We start from the raw sequence: 12505 nt of genomic DNA on the forward strand, positions 1-12505 counted from the left end.
GCGCCGGTCGGCCTGTCGCCCGATGACCCGCTACGCCCTGACCGTCGAATTTGACGGCCGCCCCTATATGGGCTGGCAACGCCAGTCCCATGGTCCCAGCGTGCAGCAGGCGATCGAGGACGCGATCCACGCCGTCACTGGCGAACGCACCATCGTTCATGCCGCAGGCCGCACCGACGCTGGCGTCCATGGCCTCGCCATGCGCGCCCATGCCGACATTGCCAAGGACTTGGCCCCCTTCCGCCTGATGGGAGCCATCAACGCAAGGCTGCGCCCGCACCCGGTCGCAATCCTGGCGTGCGATCCCGTCGCCGACGACTGGCACGCCCGCTTTTCCTGTCTTGGTCGCGCCTATGTCTATCGCATCGCCAACCGCCGCGCGCCGCTGACGTTCGAAAAAGGGCTGACATGGCAGGTCATTCAGCCGCTGGACGCCGACGCGATGCACGACGCCGCGCAGCTATTGGTGGGCCTGCACGACTTCACCACCTTCCGCTCCGCCCATTGCCAGTCGCAAAGCCCGGTCAAAACGCTCGACCTTCTTAACGTGGAAAGGGCAGGCGACCGCATCGCCATCCACGCCGCCGCTCGCTCCTTCCTCCACCATCAGGTCCGCTCGATGGTCGGCTGCCTCGCCATGGTCGGCATGGGCCGCTGGACCGCCGACGACCTGCGCGCGGCACTGGAAGCCCGCAACCGCGCCGCCCTCGGCCTCAACGCCCCGTCCGACGGCCTCTATTTCCTGCGCGCCGATTATCCGGGTGATGGGTATGAAAAATAGGGCGCAAACCTATAGCTAAATTGGCACCAGCACCTGTCGCCGATCGCCGCAGAAGCGGCCAACGCTTGGATGCCCGCTATGATTTGCCGCCCCAGCGCCATCGCCAGCCGCCCTCGGTTTTCAAAGCGCAAATAATGATAAGGGCAATCACCGCTGGACCATCAACGACCAACTTTCCCCATCCGGGGAGATTTGCAGCCACGGCAATGATGAGAAAAAATCCCGCAAGAAAAGCCCAACCCTCCCATGATATGGGTAGCCCAGAACCGTAACCATACCGCTTGGGTGCAAACCATGCCTTCGATGATCGTTTTGCCATTCTGCAAACTCCTGCAACGGCAAAGAATATAGCACAATCACGGCCCGCCATTCTATGATTTGTGCCGCAACCCGCCCCACACCCTAACCGAACACCCCAACCCGCAACTGGTTCTTGCCCCCATGTTTGGCCGTCAGCATCGCCGCGTCCGCGCAGGCGATCATCCGTTCCAGATCCACCGCATCGGGCGCCGTCACATGGACCAGCCCGAAACTGCCACTGACCCCGACACCCTGCGCCGCCAGCGCCACACGCACATCCTGCGCCAGTGCCTCTGCCCCAACGCCGTCCCGCCCGGCCAGCAACATCACGAATTCATCGCCGCCCACCCGCGCCACCGCGTCGCGCGTGGTGCCATGCGCGCTCAGCAATTGCGCGACATCGACCAGACAGGCGTCGCCCGCCGCATGGCCGTGCCGGTCGTTCAACTGCTTGAACCCGTCAAGGTCGAGGAACAGCAGGCTCACCCCCTGCTCGCCCCCGCGCGCATCGGCCAATATGTCGTTCGCCCGTGCCGCCAGCCCCCGGCGATTGAGCAGCCCGGTCAGCGGATCATGCACCGCCTCGAAACTCGCGCGGCGCAGTTCCGACAGATCCTCGATCACCGCGACGAAAAATTCCGGCTGCCCATCGTCATCCCGCACCATCGCCACCGTCAGGTTGATCCAGATGATCGTGCCATCGGCGCGAATATAGCGTTTCTCCAGCGTATAGCGCGGAAACTCGCCATCATGCAGCCGCGCCAGCAGGTCTTCGTCGATATGCAGGTCGTCGGGATGCGTGATCTGCTGAAACCCGGTGCGCAGCAAAGTCGCGGCATCATGGCCGCTGATTTCGCAAAAGCGCGGGTTGACCATCAGGAACGCGCCGTCCAGCCCGACATGGGCAATGCCCACCGGCGCGTGCAGAAACGTTGCCTCGAACCGGCGCTGCGCGAGCGCGAGTTCAGCGGTCAGATCATTGGACGGTAAAGGTTTGCGGCTTTCCGATTCTAGGAATTGCCGATGCGACTGCCTGCTCATTCCCCCTCATGGCGCGCAGGGAGTAAACAGAGGCTTTATGTCGCGATGCCGCAACGCAATATATCTGTAAAATATTCAGAGCCGCGCCCGAAACGGGGTGAAATTGGTGCCCGCGTCGAACACGTCCAGCCCTTCGGCCCGCTTCAACCCGTTGACCACCATATAGGTTACCGGCGTCAGCACCACTTCCCAGCCGACCTTCATCGCCCAGTTGGTGACCATCACCGTCAGCACCTGCGCGTCGCTCCATGCCCCATAAAATGCCAGCGGGTAAAAGATCAGGCTGTCCACCCCCTGCCCCACGATGGTCGACCCGATCGTGCGCATCCACAAATGCCGCCCCTGCGTCAGCACTTTCATGCGCGCCAGCACGAAGCTGTTGGCAAATTCCCCGGCCCAGAATGCAAGCAGCGACGCAAACACGATCCGCCATGTGCTTCCGAACACCGCTTCATAGGCGTCTTGCCCCGACCAGCCGTCGGCAGCGGGCAGCGCGACCACGACCCAACTCATCACCGCCATGAACAGCATCGCGCCAAAGCCCGCCCATACGCACCGCCGCGCGCGGGCATAGCCATAGACTTCGGTCAGCACGTCGCCGATCACATAGCCCAGCGGAAAAAACAGGATGCCCGCGCCGAATGTGAAGCCGCCGACCGTGGACAGTTTGGCCGCACCGATCAGGTTCGACAACAGCAATATGGTGACGAACGCCGCCATGAAAAAATCATAATAGCGCAGCGGCCGCGCGCCCAGCGCCCCCGCTTCGACCCTTTGCACTGCCCCGTCGTTCATGTCTTTGGCATAGACGATGGCCGCATCATTGCAAGCCGCCCAAACCGACGCTATCGGGACCGCACACATGGCCCCGTAGCTCAACTGGATAGAGCACCCGCCTTCTAAGCGGGATGTTGCGTGTTCGAGTCACGCCGGGGTCACCATCACCTTACCCAAACAGACATGGGCCGGGACGCACCGCGCCCCGGCTGGCGTATCGACTTACAGAATGGTCTGGCCGGTCTTGGCCCAATCGGCCATGAAACCCTCGATGCCCTTGTCGGTCAGCACATGGTTGAACAGCGCCTTGATGACGGTGGGCGGCGCAGTCATCACGTCCGCGCCGATCCGCGCGCTTTCCAGCACATGGATGGGGTGGCGCACCGACGCGACCAGGATTTCGGTGTCGAAACCATAATTGTCGTAAATCAGGCGAATGTCCTGAATCAACGCCATGCCGTCAAAGCCATTATCGTCATGACGGCCCACGAAGGGCGAAATGAAACTTGCGCCCGCCTTGGCCGCCAACAACGCCTGATTGGCGGAAAAGCACAAGGTCACATTCACCTGCGTGCCATCGTCGGTCAGCGCCTTGCAGGTCTTCAGGCCGTCGATCGTCAACGGCACCTTGATGCACACATTGTCGGCGATCTTGCGCAGGACTTCGGCTTCCTTCATCATCGTCTCATGGTCGAGCGCGACGACTTCGGCGGACACCGGCCCATCGACCAGTCCGCAGATTTCCGCGACCACTTCCAGAAACTTGCGCCCCGACTTGTGGATCAGCGACGGGTTGGTGGTGACACCGTCCAGCAGGCCGGTAGCGGCCAGATCGCGGATTTCGGCGGTGTCGGCGGTGTCGACGAAGAATTTCATGGGTGCAGGCTCCAAAGGGACAGGGAATCGGCTTCCTTTAACCACTGACCGCCCGATTGGCCATCGCCCGATCGCGCAACAGCCTTGGCAACGCGCCAGCAACAGTCCTAAGGCACCGGCACCTTTCCAAAGGACCAGCCATGCTCCGCCGCCTCACCCTGCCCCTCATCGTTCTTGCCGCCCCCGCCAACGCCGCGACCAGCGAAACGCAGGCATGGCTCAGCGAAAGCGTCACGATCCGCGCGGACCCCGCCACCATCGTCACGCTCGATTCCAGCCAGCGCGCCCGCGCCGACGCGGCCAGCGGCGGCGAACAGTTTCTCGTCCGGGGGGCGATCGACCACGCCATCGCGCCGGGCGTGCAACTGGGCGGCGGCCTCGCCTGGCTCAAAAGCGAAAGCGATCAGGAAATGCGCCTGTTTCAACAGGCGACGTTCACGAAGGGCATCTGGAGCGCCCGCACACGGCTGGAACAGCGTTTCTTCGACAATGCCGACACCGCCAGTTGGCGCCTGCGCCAGCGGGTGCAGGCCGCCGTGCCGATCGACAGCGCAAAACAATGGACGCTGATCGCAGCGAGCGAAATCATGTTCCACCTCAACCGCGCCCGCGCGAGCGACAAGACCGGCCTTGCCGTGATGCGCCACCAGATCGGCTTGCGTCACCCGATCGGCAAGGGTGTGGACGCGCAGTTGCTCTATATGCGGCAACAGACGTTCCGCGAAGCCCGCGCCGATGTCGTCGCGCATATCCCTTGGCTGACGTTAAGCTGGCGAATGTAGCAGGCGGCGTTTGCGCCATCGCCCGGAGCCGCTAAGGATCATCCATGTCCCGCGCCCGCGTCCTCCTGCTCAACGCTGCCCTTGGCCCGCTCGACTATCGCGTGCCGCACGGCATATCGGTCCAGCCCGGCAGCATCGTCGTCGCCCCGCTCGGCCCGCGCCAACTGGTCGGCGTAGTGTGGGAGGAGGAGAGTTTCCCCGATGTCGACAGCGTGGGCGACAACCGCCTGCGCAACCTGATCGAAGTCGTGGATGCGCCGCCGCTCCCCGCGCCGCTGCGCCGCCTGATCGAATGGACAGCGGACTATTATCTCTCCCCCCCCGCCGCCGTGCTGCGCATGGCGCTCGCATCCATGGCCGCGCTGGAGGGGACACGCACCGTCATCGAATATCGCGCCACCGGCGCAGTCCCCGAACGTATGACCGAACAACGCGCACAGGCGCTCGAACGCATCGGCGACCGGCAAGGGCTGATCCGCGAACTGGCGCTGATCGGCGGGGTGTCCGACGCGGTGATTCGCGGCCTGATCAAGCAGGACATTTTCCAGCCCATCGAAGTCAGCGTCGATACCCCTTTCCCTATGCCCGATCCGGCCCATGCCCAGCCGATCCTGTCCGACGCCCAGCGCGAAGCCGCAACCACCATGGCCGACGCCGTGCGCGCGCACGACTTCGCGCCCTTCCTGCTCGACGGCGTCACTGGTTCCGGCAAGACGGAGGTGTATTTCGAAGCCATAGCCGCCGCCATCCGCGCCGACCGGCAAGTGCTGGTGCTACTCCCCGAAATCGCCCTGACCGAACCCTTCCTCGAACGGTTCGAAAAACGCTTCGGCACCGTCCCGGTCAACTGGCATAGCGGCCTGCGCCAGACCGAACGCCGCCGGGCGTGGCGCGCCATCGCCAGCGGACAGGCGCAGGTCGTCGTCGGCGCGCGTTCCGCCCTGTTCCTGCCCTATCCCAATCTGGGCCTCATCATCGTCGACGAAGCGCATGAGGCCAGCTTCAAGCAGGAAGATGGCGTCCATTATCACGCCCGCGACGTGGCAGTGATGCGCGGACTGATCGAGAAATTCCCGGTCATCCTCGCCTCCGCCACTCCGGCCATTGAGACGCGCCATCAGGTCGAACTGGGCCGCTACCGCGAAATCAAGCTGCCCTCCCGCTATGGCGGCGCGGAAATGCCTCAGATCGAGGGGCTGAACCTGCTCACCGACCCGCCCGAACGCGGTCGCTGGATCGCCCCGCCGCTGGTAAAGGCGATCGACGAGGTGATGGCCAAGGGCGAACAGAGCCTCCTCTTCCTCAACCGGCGCGGCTATGCGCCGCTGACGCTATGCCGCCATTGCGGCTATCGCTTCCAATGCCCCAATTGCACCGCATGGATGGTCGAACACCGGCTGACCCACCGCCTTGCCTGCCATCATTGCGGCCATGTCGTCCCCACCCCGCGCCGCTGCCCCGATTGCAAGGAGGAAGACAGCCTGGTCGCCTGCGGTCCCGGCGTCGAACGCATCGCGGACGAGGTAAAAGCGCTATGGCCACAGGCGCGCACCGCCATCGTCACGTCCGATACACTTTCCTCCCCCGCCCGCGTCGCCGATTTCGTGAAATCGGTGGAGGCCGGCGACATCGACATCATCGTCGGCACCCAATTGGTGACGAAGGGCTATCATTTCCCCAACCTCACTCTGGTCGGCGTGATCGACGCCGATCTGGGGCTGGAGGGGGGCGACCTGCGCGCCGCCGAACGCACCTTCCAGCAAATCGTGCAGGTCGCCGGACGCGCCGGGCGCGGGCAAAAACCGGGCCGCGTATTCATTCAGACCCGAATGCCCGGCAGCGAAGTCATACAGGCGCTGATCGACGGCGACACCGAACGTTTCTACGCCGTCGAAACCGAACATCGCCGCCGCGCCAACGCCCCCCCCTTCGGCCGCTTTGCCGCGATCATCATCTCCAGCGAAAATGCCGACGAAGCCGCGCAAACCGCCCGCCTGATCGGCAAATCTGCGCCTGTGATCGAAGGGATGGCCGTCTATGGTCCCGCCCCCGCGCCACTGTCCGTCCTGCGCGGGCGGCACCGCCACCGCCTGCTCATCCACGCGACGCGGCAGGTCGATATTCAGGCAGCGATCCGCGAATGGCTCGGCAATCTGGTGTGGAAATCAGGCACCCGCGTCGCCGTGGATGTCGATCCCTACAGCTTCATGTGATGAACACGCCCCCTGTCACTCCCTGCCGCAACCTGTGCCAACTCGACGCCGCGCGCGCCACCTGCACCGGCTGCGGCCGCACCATCGACGAAATCGTCCACTGGCGCAGCATGGGCGATGCCGCCCGCGCCGCTGTCATGACGCGGGTGCAGGATTTCCAGCCTTTGCCCCATCCTTCGGCTTTTTCGCTACCAGCGCGTCGAACTTCGCCTTCATCCTGATCGCTGCCTCGCGCATGTCCGACGCATGGGGCGAAAAGGCTATCGGGATATTTCACCCCAGTCGCGCGAATGGCGCTAACGATGCCGGGCAGTGCGTCGGTTCCCGGCTAGTGGATCAGCCGTAACTCATCCTCGATCAGCGCGCCCTGCGCCATGTCGACCGGGCCTGCCACCACGCCGCCTGCGCAGTCCCGCACAGCGCCAAGCTCATCGCCAGCCCGGCCCAGGCCTTCACCCCGAAACGCGACCCCAAAACCAGACCAGACGAAACGCGCGACGGATGAAAAGCCCAAATTCCCTTGCCTCATGGCCGGATGGCGTCTGCTGGCGACACGATGATGACGACGCGCCGGTTTTCGCGGCGGCCATCGGCGGATCGGTTGCTGTCCACTGGCAGGCGCGCGCCCATGCCCAGCACGCGCAATGCGCCCGGTGCCATCCCCCCGCTGCCCAGCGCGTCGGCCACTGCCTGCGCCCGTTTCAGCGACAGCGCCTCGTTATAGGCGGCGGTCCCGGTCGAATCGGTATGCCCCTCCACCCGCGCGCCGGTGATGTCGACTGCGACCAGCGTCCGCGCCATGGCACCGATCACGCCATGTTGCGCGGGGATCAGAACGCTTTCGTCGCTGGCGAACAACAGCCGGTCGGCCATCCCGAACTGCCATCCGTCGCCCACCGGCTCGAACCCGTTTTGCTGCAACGTGGCGACCTGACGCGGGGTAAAGCCGCTCCGGTCCGGCACGGTCTGGCACCCCGCCAGCGCCAGGGACAGGATCATCAGGGAAAAAATCTGGCGCATAATATCAAGTCCGTCATTCGGTGGTTCCGTGCCGCCGCCCCTTGGCGGCATACATTGCCGCGTCCGCATGGCGCAGCAGGTCGCGCGCATCGGCGCTGTCTTGGGGATATAGCGCCCAGCCCAGGCTCAGCGACGACCGGATGCTCTGGCCATTGGGCAGCATGATCGGCTGTTCCATGCTCGCGTCGATCCGCGCCGCTACTGCCTCCACTGCGTCGCGCGCCGTGCCGGACGCCAGGATCAGGGCAAATTCATCGCCACCCAGCCGGAACGCCAGATCGCCCGTGCGCAATGCCACGCGCAAACGGGCGGCAATGACGATCAGCATCACGTCGCCCGCATCATGCCCATGCCCGTCATTGACCTGCTTGAAGCGGTTGACGTCGGCATAGATGATCGCAAAGCCTGCGTCATTGTCCTGCGCCTGCTGCACCGACGCTGCCAAATGCCGCTCGAACATGGCGCGATTGCCAAGCCCGGTCAGCGTATCGCGCGTCGCCTGTTGTTCCAGTTGCCGGTTTTCGGTCAGAACACCGGCGTGCCATTGCTGCAATTCGTCCAGCAAAGCATTGAAATCGCGCGCCAACTGATCGACTTCGGCAATCTGCGCGCCCGGCACCCGCCGGTCGAAATGCCGGTCGGCACGCACCGCATGGGCCACCTGCGCCATCTGCGCCAACGGCCCGGTCACATCCTTTTGCAACCGCCGGGCCAACATATGCGCGGCAATGACCGTCAGCCCCAGGCACGCCAGCGCGATCAGCGCGCCCGACAGGATATAGCGGCCAATCGCTCCGGCATCGCCATGCACGGTCAACCGGGCAATCACGTCCCGGCCATGGCGGATCGGCTGAGTGACTGGCGATGGCCACAACAGCGCGCCCGCCATCGCCTCCATCCGCGCGACCATGCCCGCATCGGGCCGGGTCCAGCGGATTATCAACTGCCCGCTATCGTCATGCACCTCTACCATCCGTACGCCCTGACCGCCTGCGACCATGGCGATACCATCCTGCGCCGCCGCCATGTCGTCGAACAGCAACGCCGGTTCGATCGTATAGCCCACGGTCCGCGCGACCAGCGCCAGATTGCGTTCGGCATAGCCGCGCATGACGACGACGCCTGCCACCATCAAAGTTGCCCCTGCCATCAACACCGCGAACAGGATCAGGCGCATATGCACCCGCGCCAATATCTGGCGCAACGACGGCATGACCGGGGGAACCGGATGGGTCATGGCGTCAATACCCCCCTTTCGACAGACGCAGCACGCGCGGGTCGATCCGCACGGTCGATCGCGAAACCGCGTCGATATTGAGTTGGAAATTCAGCGTGTCCGGCGCGAACATCAGGCAAAACATCGCCCCGCTGCGGCAATCGGCATCGGCTTCGGCAATGGTCACCACCGCCGCGTCGCGCACCATGCCCAACAAACGCCGATTATCCAGCGCGGCCATGCGCCCGATATAAAGGGCGTCGCACCGGGTCGCTCCGCTAGGGTCAGACAGGCGCGTCACCTGTATCTGCGCGCCATTGGACAGGGTGATGCTGTCCAGTTGCCCCGCATGGTCAGCCACGCCGGCAACGCATAGCTGGACGAAAGGCCGGGCGGTCGGCCAGCGGGTGAATTCCAATATGGCGTCGGTCATCCGCGCCGCGCCTGTCGCCATGCGGTCCGGCCCATCGCCCAGCGGCATGACCACAGGTCGCAACACCGGCGCGGCCATCACCGCGACCGGGACCATCAACAGCAACCAAAACACCAGATGCCGCAAATTCTGCCCCAAACCCGTCCGAATATAGTTAATCGGGTGTAAAAATCCGACCATTCGGGCCGTAAGTCAACCATTCGTCACGCCATCGTTCCAACTTGTCGGGCAATGGTGCCAAGCCGTGGCCTAAACGTCACGCTCGCGCGCCAGCAACGCCCGCTTGCGTTCCACGCCCCAGGCATAGCCGCCCAGCGCCCCGTCGCCGCGCACCACCCGGTGGCACGGAATCAGCACCGCCAGCCCGTTGCCGCCACACGCCGTCCCCGCCGCCCGCACGGCGCCGGGCCGACCGATCGCGGCGGCGATATCGCCATAGCTGCGCATTTGCCCTGGCGGAATCGCGCGCAATGCGGCCCACACCGCCTGCTGAAACGCCGTGCCACCCACATCCACCGGCAGGTCGGGCGTCGCCGCCGGATCCTCCACCAGCGCCGCGACTGCCGCCGCCAGTCGGTCCGTGACCACATCGGCGGACCGAAGTTCCGCCGCCGGAAAGCGCGCACGCAATTCCGCCTCCCCCTCGCCGAAACTGATCCGGCACAGCCCCTTGTCCGTCGCCGCGACCAGCACGGGGCCAAGGCTGCTATCCACGGTGCGCCATCGGATGACGACACCCCGTCCCCCCGCCTGCCACGCGCTCGGCGTCATGCCCAGCGTGCCTTGCGCATCGGCATAGGCCCGGCTCGGCGCCCCATAGCCCGCCGCATAGATCGCATCGGTCACACGCCCCTCCTGCGCCAATGCCGCCTTCAGCCGATCGGTCCGCAACGCGCGTGCGAACGCCGCCGGGGAATTTCCAGTCAACCCTTTGAAAAGACGTTGAAAATGATGCGGCGCATAGCCCACATGCGCGGCCAGTTCGGCCAGCATGGGTGGCGTCTCCGCCGCTTCGATCAGTGCGATCGCTGCCGCCACGGCCTGCTCGTCGCGCGCCACATCGTCGGGGCGACAGCGCAGGCAAGCGCGAAATCCCGCCGCCCGCGCCACCGCCGGATCGGGCAGGAACGTCATATTCTCGCGCCGGGGATGGCGCGCTGCGCAACTGGGTTTGCAGTAAATCCCCGTGGTCGCCACGCACCCCACGAACCGCCCGTCCATTCCCCGGTCGCGCGCCAGCACGGCGGCCCAGCAGGCTTGCGGATCGGGCATCGGGGGCGCGGGACGGGCGGGCTGACTCACATACATGGATATGGCCTATGTTAGTAAAGATCGCGACGCTTCCTGTATCTTGCGTTCAAACGCGATTGCGGCATTTCCCGATTGCACAGCGCCTCCCGTGCAATATGTATGCGCGCCATATGGTCGCCCTTCTCCGCCGCTTCGCCCTGCTTCTCGCGCTGCTTGCGCCAGCCACCCTTCACGCCGAACAGCAGGACATCGCCGCCGCCGCGCGCGGTGTCGTGCGCGTCGTGCTGGTCGCCACCGACGGCAGCGAAGCCTATTTCGTCGGCCATGGCAGCGGGCTGGCCGTCGCCCCGGACAAGATCCTGACCAACGCCCATGTCGTGGAACTGGTGCGGGAGGAAAAAAATCTCGTCATCGGCGTCATCCCGTCGGAAGGGCGCAAGACCTATGGCGGGCGAATCATCGCCTTTTCCCCCGGCAACGACCTTGCCCTCATCCAGCTGGACGAAGGCCGCCTGCCCGTCTCTACCTTCTACGCCGGAGCAGTCACCGATGGCGCGCATGTCACTGCGATCGGCTATCCCGGCACGGTCGATCGTGCGCAGGGTCTGGGCCTCAAACAGATGGTCGAACCACTCGCCACGGTAAAGACCAGCGGCACCCTGTCGTCGGGCCGCTCCGGCCAGAGCTTCGACACGCTGCTGCATACCGCCCCGCTGGGCGCGGGGAACAGCGGCGGGCCGCTGGTCGATGATTGCGGCCGGGTATTGGGCGTCAACAGCTTCGGGTCGGTGTCGGACGGCAATGACGCCGAATTCGGCTTTGCCATATCCTGGCGCGAAATCGCCTCCTTCCTGCGGCAGGCCGGCGTCGCCTCGCGCCACACCATCGTCCCCTGCCGCTCCATGGCCGAAGCGGACGCTGCCGAAGCCGCCATCACCCAGCGCGAATCGCAGGCGACCGAACAAAAGACGCGCGCCAGCGCCGACGCCCGCGAAGCCGCCCTCACCCGCGCCCGCGACACAGCGGAGCGCGACGTCATCACGGCCCGCGAAAACGCCATGGCTGGCGCGGCGGTTCTGCTGGCCATCGCCGTGCTGGGCCTCGGTGCAGGCGGCCTCCTCTATACGCAGGGCAAGGAAAAGCCCGCAATCTGGGGGTTCTCGATTGGCGGCCTGTTCCTGTTCGGCGCGCTTGGCCTGTTCTTCTTCCGCCCCAGCTTTGCCGGCATCGACGAACGCATCGCCGTGGCGCAGGACAGCAGCATCGTGGGCAACAGCGCCTTTGCCTGGGCTGGCGACAATATCTGCAAGGTCGATATGGGCCGCAGCCGCCTGACCATATCGCAACCCAGCGACATCCCCTTTAGCTGGGCGGAGGGCGGCTGCGTCAATGGTGACGCCCAATATGTGGCTAACGGCACGCGGTGGCAGCGGCCCCATGTCCCGGCGGATGGCAATTACCTGACCGCCAGCAATTTCGACCCCGTCACGGGCATGGTGCGGATCGACCGCTGGCTGCCCGACGCCGACACGATGGACAAGGCGCGCGCCCTCATCGCACAAAAACCCGTGCAGGGATGCAGCGCGAACCCGGAGAATCTGGCCCGCGTCGCCGCGTTACAATCCGATCTGGCAGCACTGGTCCCGGCCCAGCCTAATGAACGGATCGTCTATCATTGCCAGAAAGGACGGCTTGCCCCGGAAGCGCAATTGGCCGCTCCTGCGCAATAGCCGATTCGCGGCGCGATAAAAACTCAGGCAAATGCCGCCGATTTCGCACTAACGATGGAATCGCGCACCATGACTTGCATAGTCA

General features: G+C 65.0%; 13 protein-coding genes and 1 tRNA gene. 6 read left to right on the forward strand and 8 right to left on the reverse strand.

The window, feature by feature from the left end:
* The first annotated feature begins 22 nt into the window (after positions 1-22).
* Positions 23-781 (forward strand): tRNA pseudouridine(38-40) synthase TruA, encoded by a 759-nt coding sequence (gene truA / locus SPBM01_RS09435; RefSeq protein ID WP_188065250.1) that lies wholly within the window; start codon positions 23-25, stop codon positions 779-781.
* A gap of 402 nt (positions 782-1183) precedes the next feature.
* On the opposite strand, the gene SPBM01_RS09445 is transcribed toward truA, so the two are convergent.
* The gene (locus tag SPBM01_RS09445) at positions 1184-2122 is read right to left on the reverse strand and encodes a GGDEF domain-containing protein (RefSeq protein WP_188065252.1); all 939 of its coding nucleotides are present in this window, start codon (positions 2120-2122) and stop codon (positions 1184-1186) included.
* Between the two features lie 75 nt (positions 2123-2197).
* The gene (locus tag SPBM01_RS09450; RefSeq protein ID WP_188065253.1) at positions 2198-2917 is read right to left on the reverse strand and encodes a queuosine precursor transporter; all 720 of its coding nucleotides are present in this window, start codon (positions 2915-2917) and stop codon (positions 2198-2200) included.
* 69 nt (positions 2918-2986) lie between these two features.
* Here SPBM01_RS09450 and SPBM01_RS09455 point away from each other — a divergent pair.
* A tRNA-Arg gene (locus SPBM01_RS09455) sits at positions 2987-3063 on the forward strand.
* A 58-nt stretch (positions 3064-3121) separates the two neighbouring features.
* Here SPBM01_RS09455 and fsa read toward each other — a convergent pair.
* Positions 3122-3775, reverse strand: coding sequence for a fructose-6-phosphate aldolase (gene fsa / locus SPBM01_RS09460; protein ID WP_188065254.1), 654 nt, complete (start codon positions 3773-3775; stop codon positions 3122-3124).
* A 140-nt stretch (positions 3776-3915) separates the two neighbouring features.
* On the opposite strand from fsa, the gene SPBM01_RS09465 reads away from it, so the two are divergent.
* The 3 genes from SPBM01_RS09465 to SPBM01_RS09475 are packed head-to-tail and all read left to right on the forward strand — an operon-like array spanning position 3916 to position 6991.
* Positions 3916-4557 carry a DUF2490 domain-containing protein gene (locus SPBM01_RS09465; protein WP_188065255.1) on the forward strand — a complete coding sequence of 214 codons (642 nt, stop codon included), beginning with the start codon at positions 3916-3918 and terminating at the stop codon, positions 4555-4557.
* Between the two features lie 44 nt (positions 4558-4601).
* Positions 4602-6770 (forward strand): primosomal protein N', encoded by a 2169-nt coding sequence (locus tag SPBM01_RS09470; protein WP_188065256.1) that lies wholly within the window; start codon positions 4602-4604, stop codon positions 6768-6770.
* The gene (locus SPBM01_RS09475; protein ID WP_188065257.1) at positions 6770-6991 is read left to right on the forward strand and encodes a DUF1289 domain-containing protein; all 222 of its coding nucleotides are present in this window, start codon (positions 6770-6772) and stop codon (positions 6989-6991) included. Before SPBM01_RS09470 ends, SPBM01_RS09475 begins: the two co-directional genes overlap by 1 nt.
* Positions 6992-7098: 107 nt before the next feature.
* Here the strand turns inward: SPBM01_RS09475 and SPBM01_RS09480 are convergent, their stop codons facing one another.
* The 5 genes from SPBM01_RS09480 to ada form a co-directional block, all read right to left on the reverse strand.
* Positions 7099-7284, reverse strand: coding sequence for a hypothetical protein (locus tag SPBM01_RS09480; protein WP_188065258.1), 186 nt, complete (start codon positions 7282-7284; stop codon positions 7099-7101).
* Between the two features lie 11 nt (positions 7285-7295).
* On the reverse strand, positions 7296-7790 hold the full coding sequence (locus tag SPBM01_RS09485) for an OmpA family protein (protein ID WP_188065259.1): 495 nt from the start codon (positions 7788-7790) through the stop codon (positions 7296-7298).
* Positions 7791-7803: 13 nt separating this feature from the next.
* Complete coding sequence (locus SPBM01_RS09490; protein WP_223177807.1) at positions 7804-9027, reverse strand: diguanylate cyclase; 1224 nt, start codon at positions 9025-9027, stop codon at positions 7804-7806.
* A gap of 4 nt (positions 9028-9031) precedes the next feature.
* Positions 9032-9565, reverse strand: coding sequence for a YfiR family protein (locus SPBM01_RS09495; protein ID WP_223177810.1), 534 nt, complete (start codon positions 9563-9565; stop codon positions 9032-9034).
* A 123-nt stretch (positions 9566-9688) separates the two neighbouring features.
* Positions 9689-10747 (reverse strand): bifunctional DNA-binding transcriptional regulator/O6-methylguanine-DNA methyltransferase Ada, encoded by a 1059-nt coding sequence (gene ada, locus SPBM01_RS09500; RefSeq protein ID WP_262504378.1) that lies wholly within the window; start codon positions 10745-10747, stop codon positions 9689-9691.
* 113 nt (positions 10748-10860) lie between these two features.
* Here ada and SPBM01_RS09505 point away from each other — a divergent pair, with 113 nt between their 5' ends.
* Complete coding sequence (locus SPBM01_RS09505; RefSeq protein WP_188065261.1) at positions 10861-12420, forward strand: S1C family serine protease; 1560 nt, start codon at positions 10861-10863, stop codon at positions 12418-12420.
* The last annotated feature ends 85 nt before the right edge of the window (positions 12421-12505 follow it).

Origin of the sequence: Sphingobium sp. KCTC 72723, from assembly GCF_014280435.1 — a bacterium.
In the GTDB taxonomy this organism is placed as follows: domain Bacteria; phylum Pseudomonadota; class Alphaproteobacteria; order Sphingomonadales; family Sphingomonadaceae; genus Sphingobium.